Origin of the sequence: Vibrio cincinnatiensis DSM 19608 (assembly GCF_900167345.1) — a bacterium.
Lineage (GTDB): Bacteria > Pseudomonadota > Gammaproteobacteria > Enterobacterales > Vibrionaceae > Vibrio > Vibrio cincinnatiensis.
Map to the genome: position 1 here is coordinate 1 of NZ_FUXB01000022.1, position 23,950 is coordinate 23,950.

Annotated in this window: 19 protein-coding genes, 1 other RNA gene and 2 pseudogenes; 11 read left to right on the top strand and 11 right to left on the bottom strand. The window is 43.1% G+C overall.

The features are described from left to right. From B5D54_RS15610 to B5D54_RS15620, 3 genes and pseudogenes are all read right to left on the bottom strand, one after another. The coding region (locus B5D54_RS15610) for a helix-turn-helix domain-containing protein (protein ID WP_139364784.1) at window positions 1-273 on the bottom strand (273 nt) is incomplete at its 3' end. Window positions 274-362: 89 nt separating this feature from the next. Continuing rightward, a pseudogene (locus tag B5D54_RS17450) lies at window positions 363-551 on the bottom strand (LacI family DNA-binding transcriptional regulator); the annotation flags it as partial. A gap of 15 nt (window positions 552-566) precedes the next feature. After that, window positions 567-752: pseudogene (locus tag B5D54_RS15620) on the bottom strand (BrxR family transcriptional regulator); the annotation flags it as partial. A gap of 168 nt (window positions 753-920) precedes the next feature. Here B5D54_RS15620 and B5D54_RS15625 point away from each other — a divergent pair. After that, a complete protein-coding gene (locus B5D54_RS15625) occupies window positions 921-3,050 on the top strand; it encodes a RecQ family ATP-dependent DNA helicase (RefSeq protein WP_078927487.1) in 2,130 nt (709 codons plus the stop codon). Continuing rightward, a complete protein-coding gene (locus tag B5D54_RS15630; RefSeq protein ID WP_078927488.1) occupies window positions 3,050-4,393 on the top strand; it encodes a DNA-processing protein DprA in 1,344 nt (447 codons plus the stop codon). The genes B5D54_RS15625 and B5D54_RS15630 overlap by 1 nt, the downstream gene beginning before the upstream one ends. Before the next feature lie 83 nt (window positions 4,394-4,476). Here the strand turns inward: B5D54_RS15630 and dgt are convergent, their stop codons facing one another. Then, window positions 4,477-6,006 carry a dGTPase gene (gene dgt, locus B5D54_RS15635; protein ID WP_078927489.1) on the bottom strand — a complete coding sequence of 510 codons (1,530 nt, stop codon included), beginning with the start codon at window positions 6,004-6,006 and terminating at the stop codon, window positions 4,477-4,479. A gap of 328 nt (window positions 6,007-6,334) precedes the next feature. After that, on the bottom strand, window positions 6,335-6,796 hold the full coding sequence (locus tag B5D54_RS15640; RefSeq protein ID WP_078927490.1) for a lecithin retinol acyltransferase family protein: 462 nt from the start codon (window positions 6,794-6,796) through the stop codon (window positions 6,335-6,337). Window positions 6,797-6,927: 131 nt separating this feature from the next. On the opposite strand from B5D54_RS15640, the gene B5D54_RS15645 reads away from it, so the two are divergent. From B5D54_RS15645 to B5D54_RS15675, 7 genes are all read left to right on the top strand, one after another. Beyond that, window positions 6,928-7,317, top strand: coding sequence for a helix-turn-helix domain-containing protein (locus B5D54_RS15645; RefSeq protein WP_019283185.1), 390 nt, complete (start codon window positions 6,928-6,930; stop codon window positions 7,315-7,317). A 79-nt stretch (window positions 7,318-7,396) separates the two neighbouring features. Next, complete coding sequence (locus tag B5D54_RS15650; protein WP_172459882.1) at window positions 7,397-8,302, top strand: restriction endonuclease; 906 nt, start codon at window positions 7,397-7,399, stop codon at window positions 8,300-8,302. A gap of 6 nt (window positions 8,303-8,308) precedes the next feature. Continuing rightward, entirely contained in the window at window positions 8,309-11,743 is a 3,435-nt protein-coding gene (gene hsdR, locus B5D54_RS15655) for a type I restriction-modification system endonuclease (RefSeq protein WP_078927492.1), read from the top strand. A 42-nt stretch (window positions 11,744-11,785) separates the two neighbouring features. After that, complete coding sequence (locus B5D54_RS15660; protein WP_078927493.1) at window positions 11,786-13,318, top strand: class I SAM-dependent DNA methyltransferase; 1,533 nt, start codon at window positions 11,786-11,788, stop codon at window positions 13,316-13,318. Then, entirely contained in the window at window positions 13,315-14,877 is a 1,563-nt protein-coding gene (locus B5D54_RS15665) for a restriction endonuclease subunit S (RefSeq protein WP_078927494.1), read from the top strand. The genes B5D54_RS15660 and B5D54_RS15665 overlap by 4 nt, the downstream gene beginning before the upstream one ends. After that, window positions 14,877-16,475, top strand: a complete 1,599-nt coding sequence (locus B5D54_RS15670; protein ID WP_078927495.1) for an AAA family ATPase — start codon at window positions 14,877-14,879, stop codon at window positions 16,473-16,475. The genes B5D54_RS15665 and B5D54_RS15670 overlap by 1 nt, the downstream gene beginning before the upstream one ends. Next, window positions 16,475-17,353: a hypothetical protein gene (locus B5D54_RS15675; RefSeq protein WP_078927496.1), complete on the top strand. Its 879-nt coding sequence runs from the start codon at window positions 16,475-16,477 to the stop codon at window positions 17,351-17,353. Before B5D54_RS15670 ends, B5D54_RS15675 begins: the two co-directional genes overlap by 1 nt. On the opposite strand, the gene B5D54_RS15680 is transcribed toward B5D54_RS15675, so the two are convergent. From B5D54_RS15680 to smpB, 3 genes are all read right to left on the bottom strand, one after another. Then, window positions 17,350-18,588: an integrase domain-containing protein gene (locus tag B5D54_RS15680; protein ID WP_078927497.1), complete on the bottom strand. Its 1,239-nt coding sequence runs from the start codon at window positions 18,586-18,588 to the stop codon at window positions 17,350-17,352. The genes B5D54_RS15675 and B5D54_RS15680 overlap by 4 nt on opposite strands. Window positions 18,589-18,753: 165 nt before the next feature. Next, window positions 18,754-19,121: a transfer-messenger RNA gene (ssrA, locus tag B5D54_RS15685) on the bottom strand. A gap of 80 nt (window positions 19,122-19,201) precedes the next feature. After that, window positions 19,202-19,687, bottom strand: coding sequence for an SsrA-binding protein SmpB (smpB, locus tag B5D54_RS15690; RefSeq protein ID WP_078927498.1), 486 nt, complete (start codon window positions 19,685-19,687; stop codon window positions 19,202-19,204). 199 nt (window positions 19,688-19,886) lie between these two features. On the opposite strand from smpB, the gene B5D54_RS15695 reads away from it, so the two are divergent. Together B5D54_RS15695 and B5D54_RS15700 are read left to right on the top strand one after the other, a co-directional pair. Beyond that, entirely contained in the window at window positions 19,887-20,321 is a 435-nt protein-coding gene (locus tag B5D54_RS15695) for an SRPBCC family protein (RefSeq protein ID WP_078927499.1), read from the top strand. Then, complete coding sequence (locus B5D54_RS15700; RefSeq protein WP_078927500.1) at window positions 20,318-20,635, top strand: RnfH family protein; 318 nt, start codon at window positions 20,318-20,320, stop codon at window positions 20,633-20,635. The genes B5D54_RS15695 and B5D54_RS15700 overlap by 4 nt, the downstream gene beginning before the upstream one ends. Window positions 20,636-20,771: 136 nt before the next feature. On the opposite strand, the gene bamE is transcribed toward B5D54_RS15700, so the two are convergent. The 3 genes from bamE to nadK form a co-directional block, all read right to left on the bottom strand. Continuing rightward, window positions 20,772-21,131, bottom strand: coding sequence for an outer membrane protein assembly factor BamE (bamE, locus tag B5D54_RS15705; protein WP_078927501.1), 360 nt, complete (start codon window positions 21,129-21,131; stop codon window positions 20,772-20,774). A gap of 145 nt (window positions 21,132-21,276) precedes the next feature. Beyond that, on the bottom strand, window positions 21,277-22,941 hold the full coding sequence (gene recN, locus B5D54_RS15710; protein ID WP_078927502.1) for a DNA repair protein RecN: 1,665 nt from the start codon (window positions 22,939-22,941) through the stop codon (window positions 21,277-21,279). Window positions 22,942-23,057: 116 nt separating this feature from the next. After that, the gene (nadK, locus tag B5D54_RS15715) at window positions 23,058-23,942 is read right to left on the bottom strand and encodes an NAD(+) kinase (protein ID WP_078927503.1); all 885 of its coding nucleotides are present in this window, start codon (window positions 23,940-23,942) and stop codon (window positions 23,058-23,060) included. Window positions 23,943-23,950 lie beyond the last annotated feature (8 nt).

Below are 23,950 nucleotides of genomic sequence, written 5' to 3' on the forward strand. Positions count from 1 at the left end.
CAGATGTTCGATAAGTTGCATGGTTTGCCCAGCAGAAAGTCGGCTTTGGCTGCCACCATTTTCAGGCTTAAGTTTTTCAGAGAGAACATAATCACTGAGATGACGAGCAACGGTCGATTCGTGAATACGAAGAGCTTGAGAAATCATCGCCTGGCTCCAACCTTCAGACGCAAGTAAAACCGCTTTGATGCGGTCACGCACTCGCCCATCACGAGTTGAATCGTGCATCTGTTCGAGTTGTTGTTTCTGTTGAGAAGTCAGTATTATTTTCATGGTGTGTAGCATGATCCTGATTTTATGAAAAATCAAGCATCTTCAATGATCACGGGTATAAGATACCAACTTGACCACCGTTTTCTAAAAAGCTTTTCCTTTTCTTGTTGCGTATTGTGCCCTCCAATGATCACGACTAACTGGCAACCGTTGGCACGGGCGACCTCCTCAACGCGTTCTTGTGTCACAGGCTCAACATAACTTGTACGATTGATTACACGTGATAGCGTTGCTGTGGATACCCCCGCTAGGTTCGCGACATCTTTCATCGTGGCCACGTTTTACCTCCAAGGTTAAATCATTAAATAACTTTTCAGCGTTTCAAAGTTCCCCAGCACAATCTGTTGCCCTTGCTGGTTAGACTTTTGTGTATGAAGATCGATATGGTAAGTATCCAGTACATACAAAATGAGTGACGCGTTGGTTTCGATACTGAGAGCGCCGTTGTTCATGGCATAATCTTTATCGAGCACCATTTTTAGCAATTTGGGACTGAAAGTTCAGGAGATATTCAGTAAAAGGTACAGTGAAAAATTGAACCAGCCTCACGCTGGAATGCATATGTAAACAGTGCAATTAGTCGCATTAAATGAAATTGATGATGGGTATAATTACCTACGCATGATTTCAGGTAATAGGTGCGAAAAATGAATAAACAGGAAGCAGAACAACTTCTTAAAACAGCTATAGGTAATCAAGACGCTGAATTTCGTGAGGGACAATGGGAGGCAATTGATGCACTGGTAAACCACAATCAGAAATTGCTGGTGGTTCAACGAACAGGCTGGGGGAAAAGCTCAGTTTACTTCATCAGTACCAAAATCTTCAGAGATAGAGGCCAAGGACCAGTTATCATAGTGTCACCTTTGCTTGCATTGATGCGCAATCAAATTGAGTCTGCTCAGCGATTAGGTATCAAAGCAGTAACGATGAACTCTACTAATACATCCGAATGGGAGAAAGTTACTCAAGATATCTTGGCTGATAAAGTTGATTGCTTGTTGATTTCGCCAGAACGTCTAGCTAACGATCAGTTTGTAGAGACAGTTCTCCGCCCTACATCAGACAGGATTTCTTTAATGGTGGTTGATGAGGCTCATTGTATCTCTGACTGGGGGCATGATTTCCGTCCAGACTATCGACGTATTGTTAATATCCTTAAATTATTGCCAAAGAACACCCCTGTCTTAGGCACAACGGCTACGGCAAATGATAGAGTTGTTGATGACATACAAACCCAGTTAGGTGATATTGAAATTCAACGTGGCCCTCTCATCCGAGAAAGTTTGGCTCTACAGAATATAGTGTTACCTGATCAACCATCACGTTTAGCGTGGTTAGCTCAAACTATCCCCACCTTAGCCAATACGGGTATTGTATATGTACTCACTCAACGAGATGCTGAAGTAGTATCACGGTGGCTAAACCTATGTGGTATCGAAGCTCAGCCTTACTATAGCGGTGTTACACACCATGATTTTGTCAATGACCGGGGCAAATTGGATACTGATGCGTATCGAGAGTATCTAGAGCTGCAATTGTTGAATGACCAGTTGAAAGTCTTAGTTGCCACTACAGCTCTAGGTATGGGATACGATAAACCAAACTTAGGCTTCGTTATTCATTTCCAAGCTCCGGGATCTATTGTTGCATTCTACCAGCAAGTTGGTCGTGCAGGACGTGGTATAGATTCTGCGATTGGTGTTTTGATGTCCGGGGAGGAAGATTCGAGGATTCACAAGTTTTTCCGAACAACCGCTTTCCCGACCGAAGAGAACGTAAAACGTATATTGAAAGCTTTAGAGCCCGTAGAGTATCTAACACCTGAGGGACTGGAGAGAGAAGCTAATATGCCGCAAGGAAGAATTGAGCATGTGCTTAAGTTTTTAGCTGCAGAATATCCTGCTCCGGTTGGTAATAATGGAAAGAAATGGCACCGAAATCCAGTCCCTTACAAAATGGACATGGATAAAGTCCAAGCCATAACTGATATAAGAGAAGCTGAGTGGATTGAAATAGGTGATTATTTAGAAACTCAAGACTGCTTGATGCTCAAAGTTCGAAACGCATTGGACGATCATTCTATTGAAGCATGTGGCAAATGCAGAAACTGTACTGGGGAGGAACTCTTACCTTCTAAAGTAGACCCTGCACTAGGTCAAAGGGCTGCGGATTTTTTGTGTCGTAGTGAAATAATAATGGAACCAAGAAAACAAATAGCTGCGTCTAAGGATGAAGCTTCTAAAACTTTCGTGAAATATGATTTTCCGCGACTATTGGGGGATTTAGCAGCAGAGCCTGGTCGAATTCTTTCACGTTGGGGAGATGCCGGTTGGGGACAAATGGTTGCTGATGATAAGCACAATAACCATTTTAGAGATGAGTTGGTGGATGCAACCGTCGAGATGATAACTAAACGTTGGAAGCCAGATGATTTTCCAACATGGGTATGTTGTATCCCTTCATTAAACCATAAGACGTTAGTTCCTGATTTTGCAAAACGTTTGGCTAATAAGCTGGGGCTTCCTTTCGTGGACTCTTTGGAAAAAGTATTAGAGAATGAACCGCAGAAATGGCAGCAGAACCGATATCATCAATGTTCGAATTTGGATGGTGTATTCAAAGTTAATGAATTAGGGCCTGAAGGAAGTGTTCTATTGGTTGATGATGTTGTTCGTTCTAAATGGACCTTTACGGTCGGTGCCGCATTATTGAAGCAAGCTGGCAGCGGTAAAGTATATCCTGTCGCTTTAGCTTCCACATCGGTAAATGATTAATGAATTTAACAACAACAGCACAAGCGATTATTCTGCTTACCAGTTACTTTGGCAAGCATGATAAAGATGCCGCAAAGCCGCTCACTAATGCGGAGTGGGCGCGTTTCGCTATGTGGTTGAGAGATGGCAAACTCAGTCCTGCCGACTTACTGGATAACAATAAGAAAGCGTTGTTATCTCAGTGGCGCGATCCAAAAAACAAAGTCACTCAAGAGCGGATTGAAGCCCTCTTAAAACGAGGGCATAGCATGGCACTAGCGCTCGAAAAATGGAGTCGATCTGGCTTATGGGTCATTACTCGCGCCGACAAAGAAAACTACCCAAAACGTCTACTTCACCAACTTGGTAACCAAGCACCTCCTGTACTCTATGGATGCGGAGACAAAGCACTACTCAAGGCTGGAGGTATTGCTGTAGTAGGTTCGCGGAATGCTTCGCTTGCAGATCTTGCGTATGCCGAACAGGTTGGGTCTAAAGCGGCGAGTGCTGGTTTGGGGACAGTTTCTGGTGGAGCAAGAGGAGTCGATGAGTCTTCAATGTTAGGGGCGATGAATGCTGGTGGTACCGTTGTGGGTATACTCGCTGACAGTTTGTTGAAAGCTTCCACTTCAGCAAAGTACCGCAGTGGCTTAATGAATGGCAACGTTGTTTTAGTATCTCCTTTCAACCCAGAAGCTGGATTCAACCGCTTCAATGCAATGGACAGAAACAAATACATTTATTGTTTAGCGGATACCTCTTTAGTTGTTCATTCAGGTGCTAAAGGGGGTACTTGGGAAGGGGCTATTCAGAACTTAAAGAAAGGTTGGGTTCCTACTTGGGTTAAACAAACGCAAGATTCAACTGCTGGCAATGCAGGAATTGTTGCAGCAGGAGCAAGTTGGTGTAGCGAGAACATTGCAGAGTTGGATGTTCAATCGTTGTTAGTTAGTAGCACCATCTCTAACGTTAATAACCAAACGGACTTGTTTAGTCAACCACAAGTAGACTTGTTCACTCAGCCAAATGAAATACCTCAGAGAGAGAGCAATGATGATCTAGCTGTAGAAGACGGTTTTGAGAAAAAAACGAAAAATAATGATGTTTTGTCACAGACTAAAGAATCTGTTTCACCCACAAAGGCAGAGCAGGAGATTGTTTCTAAAGACAGCTTTTATCAATTGTTTGTTCAGTATCTACAAACTGTAGCCATTGAACCGATATCAGAATCAGAGCTTGTGGAAGTATCTGATTTACATAAAGGCCAGGTAAAAATTTGGCTATCCCTCGCTCTAGAACAAAACTTGGTAACTAAACTAACAAGACCGATTAGATATCAATGGATTGATGATAATTCAAACTAAATGACTGCAACCAGCTAAGTTATCAATGATTTAAAGGGAAGATGACTTCCCTTATTTTTACATTTTCAATTATCTGTATTTCGTTAATCTAATACATATAAATTTCGATATTCATCAAACGCATATTGATCGGTCATACCACTAATGTAGTCCTGAATTAGGCGGACTCGGAAGTAAAACTCCCAGATATCATTGTCAAAATTATAAGGCAAATAAGCAATATCCAGCTCTTTACCTTTTTCCTCTAGTGATTGCATAGCAATCTCATATGCTCTTAGGTGCTTATTTGGGAGTTTCTTGTAAAGCCTTCTCTCGTATAGAGGGGCTTTTTTGATATCGGTAAATGTATCACGAGCCAGTTGAAGTAGAGGCTTATAAGCTTCCAAGAGTCCGGTGATAATTCTATAGCCTTGCAACTCACTTTTTTCTACTTCTGGGTCACAGAAAGCATAGTTTTTTGCGACATTTTTTAACGTTTTAACAAGAGCATGATTTTCGCTTTTGTCTTCAATCAATGCTCGATTAAGCGTCCCATGAAACACCTCTTCGATGTTTTCGATAAATTGCTTGCAAGCGTGTTGCGGCAGGCGTTTGTTTATTTCTACACGTAGCGTTATAAAAAAGTGGCTATCGGCACAGTTATCCGCTTTGGAAGCACTTTCATAAGCGATATCAACAACTTTTTCCATTGTTGATTTATCAGTTAACCCATACTCCTTAGTAAGTTGCAGGAATTCGGCAACTAGCACTTCTTTGAGTTGCCCAATAGTAATGATGCCTTTTTCGACAGCGTCTTCAATATCAGCTATGCCATAGGAGATATCGTCTGCAGCCTCCATAATATATGAAAAGGGAGACCTGCAGTGGGAGTCCATTGATAACACTGATTTTAAAGATTCTATATAACGATGTTCACTTAGGTAGTAACCAACTTTTTTCATTAAGTAGTCAAAAGACTTGAGTTGAGCGCCACTCGTCTGTGCTTTGGGAGGTGCTTGATCCCCTCGGCGAGTATATTTAAATATCCCTGAGACTTGTGAGTATGTCAGATTAAGTCCAAGTAGAGTGTGAACTAGGCGGATAGCCTGTGCGTTACCTTCAAAATTTGTAAGGTCTTGTTGAATAGGTTCCGGTAAGTCAATTCTGGGTTCACCTTTATTATTCATTACTAGGGAGAGTAAATTTTTAGAAAACCAATCGTTTATTGCTTGCTCTCCAAAGTGACCAAATGGTGGGTTACCCACGTCGTGCATCAAGCACGACATTTCCACAATTGACTCGATTTGACGTTCTAATCCAGTTAGTTTGTATTCCTGCTTAGATTTTTCCGAAAGCTCTTTAAAGATTAGTTGAGTGATATATCGGCCAACTTGTTGGACTTCGAGAGAATGAGTCAGACGACTGCGCACTGCGGCATTACGTTCTAGTGGGAATACTTGGGTTTTTTGTTGAAGCCTTCTGATTGCGGCGGAATTGATGATTCTACCTCGATCACTTTCGAAACTTTCGAGTGCTGCAATTTTATCAGGTTCAGTCAATGGACGAGGTTTCGTGGCGATTCCGTTATGATATACCCGTGTTCCTCGAACTTTTGTGTTGAAGTTGATAGCCATGATCTTCTCCAGTCATTTAGCACTGGTAAGAAATATACCTAATAAGCCTTAAGGTTCATATTGTTTTGAGTAAGTAATGTGACAAGTCATGTAATCATGCTGATTGAAGTTTTGTGGTCGAATTGAAATTTCAGAAACTGTCTAGGTACAAGCTAGTTACGCAGGTGATTAATGTTATATTTTGTTGTATTCAAATTTTAGGTTTGGATTATTATCAATTTGTCTTTTCCCCAGCATGGTTTTTAGATTGGTATGCAATAGTGCGATATGAAACAGAGATGAGTTGCGATTCAGGAGTGGGGTTCTATGCCTCCCACCCCTTTCTTTTTTACACCACACAATCATATTTACGAACTGCATTGACAGCCATACACCCTATAAGGCCACCAGCTAACATGTACAGCAAAGAGTTCTTCGATTGGTTGCAGTGAGCCAAAAGCAAACCTGCAACAGCACCAAGGCTCGCTCCTTGTAACTGCTCACTGGATGGTTTGTCGTGTAGAACTGTGGAGGCTAAATGCTCACAGTTATTATTTAACACCCCATATTTTCTAGCTTTCTTGATCAATTGTTCTGCTTGATTAAGCAGTTCGTTTTTCTTGTCTTCACTTAAATGGCTTAAGACGACTTTCACTGGTTTGCCATTTGCGTACTCTTCTAAAGCACATATCTCTACATTACCGCTTGGAGAGTTGTGAAGTACTTTCCCTTTGCCTAAGTAGATTCCGGCATGCTCCACCAGCAGCTTTGAACGATAAAGCAGGTCACCAATATTAAGTTTATTCTTCATAAATTATCCTTTTTAAATTAAAGTATTTGTATGCAATAAAAACATTGAAATGCGTAAAACGTATATCAATGCATTTAATCTATACCTATGCACTTAATTGATCAAGTGTAAATTTGTTATTGGTGGTGCAAATGCAAGAGAAAATGGTTTCTTACTCATCGATTTTGGGCGTAGTCGTCGCGAACAAACGAAAAGAACTAGGGGTTGAGCAGAGCGTATTAGCTGAGAATATGGGCCTCTCGCAAGCTAGCTACAGTCGCCTCGAGTCTGGAAAGTCAACGTTCTCAGTCGACCAGATGTTTGAATGTGCCAAAGCTCTGGGTATTGATCCTGAGGTGCTATTTCATTCAGTTGTGAATACGGTTAACAATCTTCAGGATAGTGAACAAGTCTCCGTACAAGCCCAGCTAAGAGCTAACGCAACAAAAGCTAAATCTGAAGGGGGGAGCAATGTAGGTACTTTCATTGCGGGAGCGGCCTTGGGAGCATTAATTGTTGGATTGGCTGGCAAGTCCAAATAAACGTAACGGATATCAATGTAACTGATTGTATGTCTTGGTATATTGCCGAAATTAAAAGTCAAAATGGTTAGGGTGTGTAGTGCTTCCAAGTTATCAAGATTTAATGAAGCCAGTCTTAGAGGCTGCGAAGAATGAAGAAGTTAAGCTTAGCAACGTTGTAGACTTGCTAGCGGAGCGTTTCAATCTGTCAGAAGACGAGAGAACAGAGCTTCTTCCCAGTGGACGACAAGCAGCTTTTACAAACCGCGTCGGATGGGCCAAAACCTATCTAACGAAAGCAGGGCTTTTGGACTCAACAAGGCGTGGTCATTTCGTGATAACAGAGTTGGGGCAAGATGCTCTAATCAGTGGTGAAGAGATAAATAACCAATACCTTAAACATTTTGATGACTTCAACGCTTTCACTAAGCAAAAAAATGGGGATTCAAGCAAAGTCGAAGAGACAACGCTGTCTGACAATGATGCAACGCCAGACGAAGTTCTGCGCGCGGCCTACAAACAAATCAATGATGCGCTAGCCTCGGAAATTCTCGCCCGTACACGTAAAGTCAGCCCTGCATTTTTCGAGCAGCTTCTAATTGAGCTGTTGCTTGCCATGGGGTATGGCGGCAGTGGAGAGGGTATGGCTCACACCTTGGGTAAAAGTGGCGACAACGGCGTCGATGGTGTCATCAACCAAGATCCACTTGGAGTTGACCAAATCTATATTCAAGCTAAACGTTATGCGGACGGCAACAATATTAGCGCCGGTGAAATCCGTGACTTCTTCGGTGCGCTTAACCTAAAGAAGGCGCAGAAAGGCATCTTTATCACTACCTCTGATTTCACGCCTTCCGCTGTTCAAACCGCAAAAGATTTAGGCATGCGCATCGTACTGATTAATGGCAAAGAGTTAGCCAAATTGATGCTCCGCTACAACATCGGTAGCCGTGATGAGCAGGTGATTTACCTCAAACGCATTGATGAAGAATTTTTCGAAGGATAATACATCATGGCAGACTTCAGTAATTTTGATTTCCTAAAATCACACCATGATTGGCTTTTTAAACTAGCAGAGAGCGCAGAAAGAAACTTTGTCCCGTTTCCAAACACAGCGTTAGTCAACGTGCGTCAGTTGGGAGAGGCTATTGCACAAACAATAGCTTCACGTGTTGGTGTTGAGTATGGTGCTAACGTTAAGCAAATTGATCTTCTCAAAGAGCTAGATTGCGTTCTGCGCCTTGATGATAACGTTCGAGATGCCTTCCATACTATTCGTAAACTTGGCAATAGTGCGACACATGCTTTTGACAGTAGTACACACAGAGACGCACTAAAAGCTCTGATGGTTGGTCATGCGTTGTCGATGTGGTTCCACATCACTTTCGGTGGCGATGCAGCTAAAGGCTTTAAGATTCAGAAGTTCGTAAAACCAGAAGACCCCTCAGACTATGTTCGCCAACTCGAAGAGCAAGTTGAGAGATTGAAAGTTGAATCTCAGCGAACAGAAGATCGTATCAGAGTCGCTGAAGAACTTAGCAAAGTTGAGGCTGATAAAGCGCAAGCAGAGAAGTTGCGCGCTGAAAAAATGGCCGAGGAAAAGGCGATTTGGGAAGAGCTTGCCGAAGAGCAAGAGAAGACTTTGTCTTCTTATCGCCTTAAGATGGATGAAGCAAATATCCTATATCGCCAAATGTTCCATTCTAAGTCCAAAGCGGATCAAGTATCTGAAATTCAAAGAATTGAAAAATCTCTTTTTGAAATGGATGAAGCTGAAACTCGAGTCATTATTGATCAGCAATTGGTGGATGCCGGATGGGAAGCCGATACTGAAAATCTTCGATATTCAAAAGGTGCGAGGCCTGAACCGAACAAGAATAGAGCCATCGCAGAATGGCCCACAAAATCAGGTCCGGCAGACTATGCGCTTTTTATGGGAATGACTCTCGTAGCAACCATTGAGGCGAAAAAATCTGCGAAGAATGTGTATGGCGCCGTTGATCAAGCAAAACGCTATGCAAAAGGTATCCAGCACTTAGCAAGCAACGTTGAAGTGACCCAGCACAATGAATTTTTGGTACCAGTGGTGTTTGCCACCAATGGCCGTGCGTATTTAAAACAGCTAAAGCAAGAAAGCGGTATTTGGTTTTTAGACGTTAGAGATAGTACCAATCGTAGAAAAGCCCTCAAAGGCTGGTACACCCCCCCCGAGCTAAAAGAATACTTGCGTCAAACACCTCAAAAAGCCAACGCAGAGTTGGATGAAATGGGTTTTGAGTACGAGTTAAAGCTCCGTGACTATCAAAAAGCAGCCATCCTCTCTGTAGAAAAAGCGATCAAAGATGGAGAAGAAAAGGCGCTGGTGGCAATGGCAACGGGAACGGGTAAGACAAAGACCTGTATAGCCTTGGTATATCGACTGCTAAAAGCACAACGTTTTCGTCGAATTCTGTTCTTAGTAGACAGAAGTGCCTTGGGCGTTCAAGCCTCGGTTGATTTTGGTGAAGTGCGCATGGAAAACCTCAATACTTTCGCAGACACCTTCGAAGTGATGGGCATGGAGCCGGATAAGGCCCCGAAAGCTGTACCTGATGACGACACCAAAGTACATGTAGCGACAGTGCAGGGCTTAGTGAAGCGCATCATGTACCCATCAGAAAATGGTTCAAAACCAGGTGTAGGCCAGTACGATTGTATCGTGGTCGATGAGTGCCACCGTGGATATTTGCTTGACCGAGAACTCAGCGATACTGAGATTAAGTTTCGGGACCAAAAAGACTATATGTCCAAGTACCGCGCTGTTATCGAATATTTTGATGCCTTTAAAGTGGGGTTGACCGCTACACCTGCGATTCACACAGTCGATATATTCGGTGAGCCAGTATTCTCATACAGCTATACCGAAGCTGTTATTGATGGGCACTTAGTCGATCACTTACCGCCTGTTCGTATTCACACCAAGTTAAATACGGAAGGAATCAATTATCAGGTTAACGAAGAAGTTCAAGTTTATGATCCGCAAACTCAGCAACTTGATTTGATTCATACGCCAGATGAGTTGGATTTTGATGTTTCGGATTTTAATAGAAAAGTAATCGCCCCAGAGTTCACCAAAGTGATCTGTAAATGGCTAATCGAAAGCGATTCTTTAAACCCGTACTCACAAGAAAAGTCATTGATTTTCTGTGTCACAGACCGCCACGCCGATGAAGTCGTAGAAGCATTAAAACAAGCGTGTGAAGACTACCACGGCGAAGTTGAAGATGATGCAATTCAGAAAATTACGGGAGCCTCGGATAAGCCGCTGGAAAAAATACGTTTGTTCAAAAATGACCGCTTACCGAATATTGCCGTAACCGTGGATTTGTTAACAACGGGTGTCGATGTGCCGAGCATCTGCAACCTAGTGTTCTTGCGACGTGTCAACAGCCGCATCTTGTTCGAGCAAATGCTTGGTCGAGCTACGCGCCGTTGTGATGAGATAGGTAAAGAGCGATTCCGCATCTACGATGCTGTAGATATCTACAAACAGCTTGAGAAAGTGAACACAATGAAACCTGTTGTGACCAAGGTCGACATTACCTTCTCTGAGTTGGAGCAAGAGATCACCAAGGGGGCGGATACCAAACTGCAAGAGCTGGCTAAAGATCAATTTCTTGCCAAACTGCAAAGCAAAAAGAACCACTTAACACCACTTCAACAGGATGAATTTGAGCGAATCGTTGGCAAGCCACCTAAAGAGTTCGCCAAAGAACTGAAAGCAATGAACACAGAAGATGTCGCGAAATGGTTTACTAATCATCCAGGGCTTGGTGAACTGCTGGACATGAAAGTGCAGGGTGGGAATGGACGCAATAAGATAGTGATATCAGACAAGTTCGATAACGTCACTGGTACGTCAACCGGCTATGGCAGCGGCCAGAAACCAGAGGATTACTTGTCATCGTTTGCAGCGTTTGTAAACGCAAATAGTAACCGGATGGTGGCATTACAAACGGTTATCCAAAGACCATGGGAATTGACACGAACTGACCTCAAGCAACTCGTTGTAGAGCTGGAAAAAAACGAATTTAGAGAGGAAGAGCTAAAAGTAGCGTGGAAAGAAGTGAAAAACGAGGACATCGCCGCCCGAATTATTGGTTTTATCCGACAAGCCGCAATCGGTGAGGCCCTTATTCCGTATGAGCAACGTGTTGATAATGCCTTGGAGAAAATACTTGCGAGTCGTGCCTGGAAAACGCCGCAACGAGAGTGGTTGGAAACTATCGCCGCCCAGATGAAAGCCAATATCGTAGTTGATGAGTCTAATCTAAACGAAGGTATTTTTAAGCAACGCCTTGGTGGTCTCCAACGAGCGAACAAGCTTTTCGAACAGCCTGTCGTTGATGTCCTTGCGCAATTTAATCGAGCTATTTGGTCGGATGATGACCGTAAAGAAACCGCATAATCGGTTACAATACCCAACAATTTAAATGAACTAAGAACAACGATGAGCACACAAGACTTAATCAACAAACTTTGGAGCCTTTGTCATTTACTACGTGACGATGGTGTTACTTACAATGAATACCTTAACGAGCTGACATTCCTCGTTTTCTTGAAAATGGTAGAAGAAACAGGTCAAGAAAAGCTGATCCCCGAGGGGTACCGTTGGAAAGACATTGAAAAGTTCAATGCTGCAACACGCCTTGAAGAATACAAGAAGCTACTGGTTCACTTAGGCTCGCATGGTTCACTCATTACCAAAGCAATTTTCAATAACGCTTCAACCTGCATTCGTAAACCAGCAACGCTAACAAAGCTGGTGACTGAAATTGACAAGCTAGATTGGTACTCGGCTAAGCAAGAAGGCTTGGGCGACATGTACGAAGGTTTGCTGGAAATCAACGCTAGCGAGAAAAAATCAGGCGCAGGCCAGTACTTTACCCCTCGCGTATTGATTGAGGTAATGGTTGAGCTGATGAAGCCAACCCCGAAAGATAAACGCCACAATCAAAAAGGTGACGTTATCGTTGACCCTACAGCGGGCACTGGCGGCTTTTTGATTGCAGCCCATCAATACATGGAGAAGAACTTCGATGTAACGGGGCTGGATGAAGCTGATTACGCCAGCTATCAGCATGACACCTTCTTTGGCATGGAGTTGGTGCCAGATACACGCCGCTTGGCAATGATGAACCTGATGCTGCATGACTTGGCAGTGGATGATGAAAACTCAGGCGTTTTGTACGGTGATACGCTATCGAACGAAGGTAAAGCGTTGCCTAAGGCATCGCTCATACTGGCTAATCCACCATTTGGCACCAAGCAAGGTGGCGGTATTCCAACCCGTGACGATCTTGTGCACTACACCAGCAACAAGCAACTGGCGTTTTTGCACGCAATGTACCACGTTATGCTCAAGCCAGGCGGTAGAGCAGCAGTCGTATTGCCCGATAACGTACTATTTGAAGGCTCGACAGGCCGTAAAATTCGTAATGACCTGATGGAAAAATGCAATCTGCACACTATCTTGCGCTTGCCTACCGGTATCTTTTATGCAGCCGGCGTGAAAACCAATGTTCTCTTCTTCGATAAGCCAACCGATATCAATCAAGACAAAGGCAACACCAAAAAGGTGTGGGTATACGACCTTCGCGTCAATATGCCGAAATTTGGCAAACGGACCGTTTTGGAAAAAGAGCACTTTGACGAGTTTTACCGAGCTGTGGGTGGTGACTTGACGCAAGTGGATGAAGCTCAGCGCCAAGCCTTTATTGATAACCATCAAAATGGTAGTGCTGTCGGTAATATCGATACTTGCCGCTTGCGCACATTTACCCGTGATGAGATTAAAGCCAAAGATGACTCGCTAGATTTGGCTTGGATCCGTGATGATAGCTTGGAAGATTCAGCCAGTTTGCCAGAGCCTGATGAACTCATTGCCGAAGCGATTGAGGAGCTAGCAGGCGCAATTTCTGACTTGCAAGCAATTTTAGTTGACCTTGGTGGAGCAGAACCTTCCGAAGAGGGTGTGCTATGAGCAATTTGCCATCAGATTGGAAATGGGAAAAATTAGGTAATTTAACCAGTAAGATTTTAGGCGGTGGAACGCCATCAAAAAGTGTCAACGGTTATTTTAATGGTGATATACCATTTATGACTGTCAAAGATATGCGAGTTCATAGACCTGTTGACACAATTGACAAGATTTCAAAGGAAGCTCTAGACAGCAGTAGTGCGAAACTAATTGAGCCAAACACGCTAATTATTTCAACTCGAATGGGGCTCGGAAAAGTAGTTAAGACCTCTTTTCCTGTTGCCATTAATCAAGATTTGAAAGCGATCTTTCTCAAAGACTCTGTTTGTCAGCGATTTTTCGAGTTGCAATATAGGTTTTTAGCAAGTCATATAGAGTCCTTAGGCGCAGGGACAACAGTAAAAGGGATTCGTTTAGAGACCCTAAGGGATATTGAGTTAGCAGTTGCTCCATTAGAAGAGCAGGTGCTAATTGCGGATAAACTTGATTCTGTTTTAGAAAAGTTGGAAATAGCAAAGTCTCGCTTAGAAAAAATACCTCTGCTATTAAAGCGTTTTCGTATGTCTGTTTTGTCTGCGGCAGTGTCGGGGGAGCTTACCGAAGAGTGGCGAGATGCAAACAATGCGGATGACTGGGAGTATGTAAGTCTTAAACAAGTCGGTAAAGGTTTTAATTACGGATCTTCCGCTAAATCCAAAAAAGAAGGCTCTGTACCGGTACTTCGCATGGGTAACTTGCAAGACGGCAAATTAGATTGGTCAGATCTTGTCTATACATCGGATGAAAAAGAGATTGAAAAATATAAGCTAGAAGCCGGTGATGTATTATTTAACCGCACCAACAGCCCTGAATTAGTTGGAAAGACTTCTATCTATCGTGGTGAGAGAGAGGCAATATTTGCTGGTTATCTGATCAAAGTTCAGGGAACCGAACGCCTCAACAGTGAATACCTCAATATCCAGTTGAATAGTCCTCATGCGAGAGATTACTGCTGGCAAGTGAAAACGGATGGCGTTAGTCAGTCAAACATCAACGCCCAGAAGTTGAAAGCGTATGAGTTCAATTTGCCTTCTATCGAAGAGCAGGAAGAAATCGTAAGAGTGGTTTCAGAACTACTGGCTAAATCTGACTTGGTTAAAAAGCAATATGAAGCCGCGAAACTTCGTGTCGATAAGCTCACGCAATCAATCCTGGCACGAGCATTTCGTGGTGAACTATTTGAGCCCTTCTCAGACAAGGCTGAGCGAGTTGCACAGCCACAATCAGAAGATGTAATTGATGAACAACCTACAGATCGAGAAGAAACCACGTTAGAACAGGCTGATATAAACTCCATTCAATCTCGGCCAACACCAAAAACGGTTGATGATAAGAGCGAATTGCTATCTCAGTTAAAGTCGGCCAAAAAGGCCATGACAGCACAGCAGCTATTTGATAGTGCATCAGTTGAGACATTTAAAGCCATTGATGAGTTATTTGTTGAGTTAAAACGTCTGTTAGAACTCAAATTGATCGAAAAAGTGGGTGAAGGTGAAAACTGTCAGTTTAAGGCTACCAAGTAGTGAAAATAGATTATTTGCATATTCGCAGTGGTTTTAAAAACGTTCAAGACCTTGAAATCGATTTTGATAATAAGCAGCTGCTAACCGTTTTAATCGGACGAAATGGTTCAGGCAAATCGAACGTGATTGAGGCACTAGTTCGTATTTTTCGTGCGTTAGACCTAGGTGATGAATCCGTACCATTTAGCTATAAACTTAGGTATTCACTGGGTTCGTCTTCCGATAGGCTGATTGAAGTTGATGCGTCTCCGGAGTATGGCTCGACGCCAATTCAGCAACACAAAATACAAGTATCGACGTTAGGCGACAGTGGTCAGTACTCTCTGCCAGAAAGCATATCTTTATCCAAAGTGACACGAGATAAGGAAGGTCATTCTGACTATCTGCCAAAGCACTTGTTTGCTTACTATTCTGGCCCCAGTGATCGCCTAGAAGACTTGTTTAAACCGCACAGGACTAAGTTTTATAACCAATTGCTGAAGAATCAGGTGAAAATTGAGGACGAGGTTCGTCCTCTTTTCTACGCTAAACCCTTTCACAGTCAGTTTGTGCTGTTGGCCTTCTTCCTTAATCAACAAAAAGGTGTCGGTCGAGAGTTTCTAGAAGACCAGCTCGGTATTGAATCTTTCCATTCTGCACACTTCGTTTTTCGACGGCCTGAGTGGGGAAAGAATAATAAAAAGGACCTTTTCTGGGGCGCTAGGGGTGTCGTACGTGATTTCCTTTCTCGGATATTGCCGCATAGTCTAGGTGCGATAAAAGCAGTTCGAGAAGAGGAAACAACGTTAACAGGCAAGGGCGTGAACAATGAGTTTGTTCACTTATTTTTGCCTGATCTCTATAGCCTGAAGAAAGTGGCGCAAGGCCTTGGGGCCAAGAACTTTTTCAAAATGCTCGAAAGCACTTTGTTGTCTGACCTGCTGAGCAGTGTACACATCAAGGTGCGATTAAAAAATGGGGAAGTTGTCTCCTTCAGCGAGCTCAGCGAGGGCGAACAACAGTTACTAACGGTACTTGGGCTATTAGAGTTCACTATTGAGGAAGACTCTCTGTTCTTGCTTGACGAGCCTGATACACACTTAAACCCTGCATGGGCAGCCAAATATCATTCGTTCTTGAAGCGATTCATACCTGATAAACGTTTTTGCCATATCTTGATGGTCACACACCACCCGTTAGCTATTGCCGAGCTAAACAAAGAACAAATTCAGGTTCTCAGGAAAGATACTGATGGGCAATCATTTGCTGAAACACCCTTTGAGAGTCCAATTGGAATGGGGGTCAATGGCATCCTAACCAGTGACATGTTTGACATGGCAACGACGCTGGATCAGCACACTAGCAAGGTGATTGAAGATAGGCGAAAACTTCTTGAAAAGGATATTCTGACCGAGGCTGAGGCTAGGCGGTTGAGTGAACTAAACGACTCACTTGATCGATTGGGGTATAGCTATACCCATCCAGATGAAGACTATCGACAATTCTTAATTGCTCGTAAAAAAGCCATGCAGCAGATGGAGGCAGAAAACAAGGACTCGACAGAGTATCGCCTCAAGCTCATTAATGCGATTTTAAAAGACCAAGGATTGATTGAATAGTGCGTTACATAGATCCAAATCTTATTGACCAGTGCAAGCCTGCTAACTGGGACGTTAATTCACAACGATGGGCACAAAGAGTACAACGAGCTGCTGACAAGTCTGCTGAAATTAAATCAATTGGCAGTAAGTGGAGTGACTTTAAACCTAAGTTCATTCGCGAGTTTGGGGATAAATGTTGGTACTCGGAGGTTCCGAGAATAGGTACAGATTTTGATGTCGACCATTTTAGACCCAAAGGTGATGTAAAAATTTCAAAGCAGTCTTATGCTACTCGATTAGTTCATGGGGTAAGCCAAAAGCACCCAGGATACTGGTGGTTAGCATTTGAAGCGAAGAACTATAGGTACGCTTGCATTGAGGCGAACCGGCCAAGAGCGAATGGAGGTAAGCATGATTACTTTCCGCTTATGGATGAAGCAACGCGAGTTTGGAACTGTTGTAATATCGCTGCTCACGGGATGGAGGACGTTAAGCTTTTAGATCCATGTTGTCCAATGGATGTTACCTTGGTTTCTTATGTGCAAAATCCAGGTGCAGTTATGTCTCGCTATAGCGAAATATCGCACCCCGATGAATACTCTCGTGTTCGTGAGAGTGCGAAAAGATATAACCTCAACAGTAAAACGATTAAGGGTGCGAGAAACGAAGTCATCAAGAAAGTGAAGGATTCATTACAGTTCATAGAGCAACACGCATCTCTTCCCCCAGAATCGCAAGCCATAATGAATGGCTTTTTGGCTACAATGGAACAGAACTTGGTTGATGCTTGCAATCGAAAGTCCGCTTTTTCTGCGACAGCCGTAGCCTTTGTTCGCGAGAAAAAGCACGAGCCTTGGTTAGCCAATCTATTGCCACGGCTTGATCTGTCAGATTAAATCACTTTTAACTGCTTAGTTCCTGTTACAGAGAGGCTGCCTCTGGCGGCCTCTTCTATATGCTCGCTCCACCAGCTCATCATTGGGCGGTGGCGTTCAAGGTAGTCAGTCCGGTTATAGGCGCTACGTACTTGGTTATCATCAACGTGGGCTAGTGATGCCTCTATTAAGTCACGGTCAAAGCCTTGTTCGTTGAGTGTGGTACTCGCTAGCGAGCGTAGACCGTGGCTAACTAATCTTCCTGCAAAACCCATACGTTTCAGAGCCATATTTGCCGTTTGGCTGTTACATGGTTTCTTTGGATCGCGATCTGAAGGAAAGATAAATTCACGATGGCCGCTTATCGGTTTCATTACTTCTAATAGCGCCAGCATCTGCTCTGTGAGCGGGATGCGGTGCTCTCTTCTTTTTTTCATTCTTTCAGCAGGAATGGTCCATATCCTTTCTTCCCACTCAATCTCATCCCATCTAGCGCCTGAAGCTTCAGAAGGCCGTGTCATGGTGTGAAGTTGCCACTCAATTAAACAACGAGTGGTACGCTTTATACTGGCATTGGCGATAGCTCCCATGAGCTCAGGGAGTTCTGTCGGTGCCAACGCTGCCATATTTTCTTTTTTGGGCTTTTTGAAAGCCGCACGAATACCGGTCAACGGGTTGGCTTGGATGAGGCCACAGTTGGCAGAATAGTTCATTACCTCATTCAGTCTTTGAATTAAGCGCTTAACCGTTTCTAGGCTACCCTTGGCCTCTATTGGCTTAAGAAGGTCTATGACTTGTGGTGCAGTAATTTGTTTAACCGGTGTATCAGCAAGGGAGGGGAAAATGTGCAAATCAAGAGAACGCCAAATATCAACGGCATAGTCAGGAGTGATATCGTGCTTTTTGATTTCAAACCATTCTTTAGAAACGTTCAAAAATGTATGTTCATGAATCGCTTTGTGTTCCTGTAACTTTCGCTCTTTATGTTCCTGAGGATCAATTCTTTGTGCGATCAACCCTCTTGCTTCTAGAGCACTTTTTCGTGCTTGTACAAGAGAAACATCTGGATAGCGTCCTAAGTTGAGATTTGCTCGTTTGCCATTTGTTGGTCTGTAGTAATTGAGTTGCCATTGTTTAGAGCCACTTGGCAAAACCCGTAGCTTTAGACCTTGGCCGTCAACAAGGCTGTACTCTTTTTCCTTGGGCTTCGCATTTTTGACTTCTGTTGCGGTGAGCGGTTTCGTTTGTCTAGGCATGTTAGGAACCAAAAATAAGGAACATAATACTAAGGTTCCTACAATGGTTACTAAAAGTCAAAGATGTAGTGAAACGTCCTGAGACACCATGATACTCTAAGCTGTTGATTTTTGGTTGTTATAGGCAAGAAAAAAGACGTCCTGAGACGTCTTTAAACTATGAATTGGTGGAGCTGGCGGGATTTGAACCCGCGTCCGAAAATCATTCATCATTGGTACTACATGCTTAGTCGATCTTTAATTTCGCCACCCACCTGCGAACCGACACGCGAATGAATGACTAACCTGAATTATAATTCGCCGTTCATCTCTCAGGTGGGAAAATCCGGGCTAGCGCGTTTGGTTTTGACTCTCTGTTATTCCCCGTCTTACGTGCGGAAGCTAGGGCAGAGAGGCTCTTAGCAGGGTATTAAGCTGCTAGTGCGTAGTTTTCGTCGTTTGCGACTATTTTTTTGCGGTTTGTTAACGAGGCCTACCGCACCTCGGCATGCACCTCAGACTGCAAAATTCCCGTCGAATCCAGAATCAGCCCCAGAGGTAGTTGGTGCATAGTACCAGAATCAAAGACTCTGTCTAGCATCAATTGGTTAAGTCATTGGTTAAGTGGTTACAATTAACGCAATGCACTTTTCATGACTCGCGCTTTTTGGCGCTGCCAATCTTTATCTTTTAGATCATCTCGCTTATCGTGCAGCTTTTTACCTTTAGCCACACCAATTTTCAGTTTGACCCAAGAACGCGACCAATACAAAGAGAGGGCGACAAGCGTCATTCCTTCGCGGTTAATGCGACCAAATAAATTGTCTAACTCACGGCGTGAAAGCAGTAACTTTCTAACACGAGTTGGGTTCGCCACGACATGAGTGGAAGCTTGCTGCAATGGTGTAATGCTCATTCCAGAGATAAAAGCCTCTCCGTCTCGCAAGAAAACATAGCTTTCTGCAATATTGGCTTTTCCTTGGCGAAGAGATTTTACTTCCCAGCCTTGAAGCTCCAACCCTGCTTCTACGTCATCTTCAATGAAGTATTCATGGCGAGCTTTTTTATTGAGCGCGATAGTGTTGCTACCCGCTTTTTTCGTTGATTTTTTCTTTACCATAGTGGGTGCATTATACGGATTGGTCAAAAGTAAGGGAATGTTTTTCTTGATGTAGCATAAGGATATCGTTCAATAACTTCAAGCGCTTCAAAGAGTACTCTTAATTATGCTGTGTTAGCGGTTCTCAACTTGAGGTGTACAGGGGATAAACGTACAATCAGCCGCAATCGTGGTTTAGGGTTTTATAAAGGGGATAACAATGAAGCAAGTGAGTCGTTCTGCTCTGGTTGCTTTTAGTGCAGAGCAAATGTTTCATTTGGTTAATGATGTGGAAAGTTATCCAGATTTTTTGCCCGGTTGTTCTGGAACGCGAGTGCTGGAGTCTTCTTCAGATAAAATGGTGGCTTCTGTCGATGTTTCGAAAGCAGGGATTAGTAAAACTTTTACAACGGAAAACCACTTGAATCACGGTCAATCAATTATTATGCATTTGGTGGATGGGCCCTTTCAGACCTTACGGGGAGGATGGTTTTTTACTCCGTTGGATGAACAAGCGTGTAAGGTTGAGTTGAAACTGGAATTTGAATTTTCCAGTAAAATGATTGAGCTTGCTTTTGGAAAAGTTTTCAATGAGCTGACCAGTAATATGGTGAATGCCTTTACTAAGCGAGCCAAACAGGTATATGCGGTATGAGTATTGAATCTGAAATGATACATGTTGAGGTAGTGTACGCTTTACCTCATGAGCAGCGGGTGATCACTTTAGTGGTGCATCAGTCTATGACGGTGGAAGAGATCATTCGGGAGTCGGGGATTTTACAAGCATTTCCAGATATTGATTTGGCTAAAAATAAAGTGGGGGTTTTTAGCCGTAACGTAAAACTTGATGCGACAGTGCGAGATCATGATCGAATTGAAATTTATCGCCCTTTATTAGCTGATCCGAAAGAAATTCGCCGCAAGCGTGCCGAGCAAGCCAAGACGGAAAAAAATCATACAACCAAGTAAAGTGATTCGGATGAGCAATTCCCGATGACGCTAAGCAGGCATGATCGGGACGCTTGTATGATACGGTTGGTCGTATGGTTATCGCCAGTTAAAATACCCATTAGGCTCTTGTCGAGCCTACATCGATGAGCCTTCTCTAGTTTATACTTTCAAAGAAGGCATCACTTTGTTGAAAATCTCCCGAAATGGTTACTAATGTTCCGGAGTCATTGAAGTCAACGATCAAATTCTTCTGAACAGAGGGGTTATGCCCTGGTGTATGGTGGTAAACGTAATACCAAGTATTCGGGTAACCATTTTCAATCAGCATCGGCGAACCGAGAACGAAACGAACTTGCTCCTTGGTCATGCCAAATTTCAATTGTTCTACCGCTTGCTGTTCAACATAATTACCTTGGTTAATATCGATTCGGTATACCAATCGTTCAAGGACAGAGCAGCCGGATAACATGGTGACTGCGAGGGGGATGGCAACAAGCCACTTAGTTAACTGCATATTAAAATTCTACTGCCAGTAAGAGTCAAAACTAGGTTGATAATAAACAAGCTCCGAGCAGATGTAAAAACTTCACTTAGCTCAGAGCTTATTAAGACTACGAATTTTGAATTAGGTTGCAAAGATTCATCTAACTGGTTAACTTTTAAGCAGCGATCAATAACTCTTTAGCATTAGCGAGCGTCGATTCTGTTATTTGACTCCCACCAAGTAAACGGGCCAATTCAGCGACTCGTTGTTCAGCATTCAATTTTATCATTTGTGTTTCTGTCTTACCGGCTTTGGTTTGTTTTGCCACAAACAATTGATGATGTCCGCAGCCCGCAACTTGAGGAAGATGGGTGACACAGAGTACCTGAGTCGATTCCCCTAATTTTCTTAGCATCTTTCCAACAACGGCGGCGGTTGGCCCCGAAATACCGACATCGACCTCATCAAAGATAAGGCTAGGTGTATCGACTTTCTGGGCCGTAATGACCTGAATAGCAAGGGAAATTCGAGAGAGTTCACCACCCGAGGCGACTTTGGCAATGGGTTGTAATGGCTGTCCTAGGTTTGTTGAAACTAAGAATGTGACATCATCAAATCCCAGTGGGGATGGCTGACCATTTTGTTGATTCACATTAATTTTAAATTGGGCTTTTTCCATACTGAGCTCATGCATGCTCAAGCTAATCAATTTATCGAGTTCTTTAGCATAGCGGCAGCGAGACTTATGCAGTTTTTCTGCGCTGCTGAAGAAGGTTTGATAGTGATGGTTTAGCGCTTCTTCTTGCTCTTGTATCTTTTCTTCTGAACTATCGATCTCAGCCATATGCTGCAGTAAAGCTTGATGATGTGCGTAAAGCTCCTCAGGGAGTACATGATGCTTACGTGCTAATGAAAGTACTCGTGAATAGCGTTCTTCTACATAGGCCATTCGTTCAGGGTCAACATCAATATTATCAAGGTAAGCACGTAGTTCATTATTGGCTTCCTCTAATTGAACCCCTGCTTCACTTAGCATAGTGGGAATATGGGCTAAGTGATTATCCATGTCGGCAAGTTCAATCACCGTTTGGCTGACGGATTGAAGTAAGTTGAGTATGTTGACTTCCTCACCTTCATAAAGCAAATTGATGGCTTTTTGACAACAGATGGCGAGATCACCGCTGTTGGCTAAACGTTTATGTTCTTGCTCTAATTCTGGAAATTCCTCTTCACCGAGCGCTAATTCATTCAGTTCTTTCATTTGATAGTCGAGCAACTGGAGTTGAGCTTGATTTTGTTGGCGGTTTTCTCGCAATTGTTTGAGGTTATTATGGGCTTGGCGCCAATGTTGATAGGCAAGGTGAGTTTGTTTTAAAAGATCATGGTGACCGGCGTACTGGTCCAACATGGTCAGTTGTTGTTCGGGTTTCATTAATAGTTGATGGGCGTGTTGTCCATGAATATTAATAAGTAATTGTCCAAGAGATTTTAGTTGAGAAAGTGGGACGGGACTTCCATTAATGAAAGCTCTAGAGCGCCCATCTTTATTGATCATGCGGCGAAGAATGCATTCTTGACCATCAAGTAAGTCATTATCTTCTAACCAGCGAGTAGCGTGTAGGTTGTTATCAAGCAGAAAAGCGGCGCTTACTTCGGTTTTCTCTTCATTTTGACGAACCATACTGGCTTCGGCTCGTCCACCAAGACACAAGCTAAGTGCATCAATAGCGATGGACTTACCCGCTCCCGTTTCTCCGGTAATGGTTGTCATTCCTTTTGATAGTTCAAGCTGAAGAGATTTTACAATAGCAAAGTTATTTACACTTAAATGAGCCAGCATTTTAGCACCTGTACATTTTAACAATACTGTATAAAGACTCAGTATATACTGTTTCTTTATACAGTAAAGTTGTCTAGGTGAAAATTTTTACGCTGCATAATGAAGTGTGAGCTTTCTCAAAACAGTTTACTCGACCATCCTAGCTTTTCACGTAAAACATGGTAGTAACTGTAATCTTGAGGGTGAATCAGTTTCAAAACATTAGCACTTTGGTAAATATGAACTTCATCGCCTGGGGATACGGGTAATGATACTTGTCCATCACAACTGACTTCTTGTGTTCCTCGGTTATCAGGGGATACCACTAGTTTTATACGGCGATTGCCATCAACGACGAGAGGTCGACAAGAAAGAGTATGGGGAAACATTGGAACCAATGTGATTGCATTTAGGCTGGGAGATAAAATCGGCCCCCCTCCTGATAATGAATATGCAGTAGATCCTGTAGGGGTGGAAATAATTAAGCCATCAGAACGTTGAGAAAACGCAAAATTATCATCAATATAGACTTCAAACTCAATCATATGAGCAATTTTACCAGGGTGTAGTACGGCTTCATTCAGGGCTGAGTTATGGCTTTTAACTTGTCCGTGACGATGGATTTCAGCTTCAAGCAAAAATCGGGTTTCTTGCAAATAATGCCCATCTAGTACGCTGCCCAACTCGTTTTGAAAATTGTCAGGGTTAAGATCGGTTAAAAAGCCTAAATTACCTCGGTTAACACCGATGACGGAGATGTCGAAACGGGAAAGGACACGAGCAGCCCCTAGCATATTGCCATCACCGCCTACGACAATGGCTAAATCGGCTTTATTTCCTAATTCAATGAGGCTGGCAAAGTGTTCTTGAGGAATATCCGTTAGAATTTCACGTAAGCGGTCATCAATAAAGACAGACTTTCCGAGTGCAGTAAGCCAGAGATAAATCTCTTTATGTGTTTGAATAGCTTGTTGATCTCTTGGCTTACCAATGATAGCGATCACGTCAAATGGATTTTTCATACGCTTTC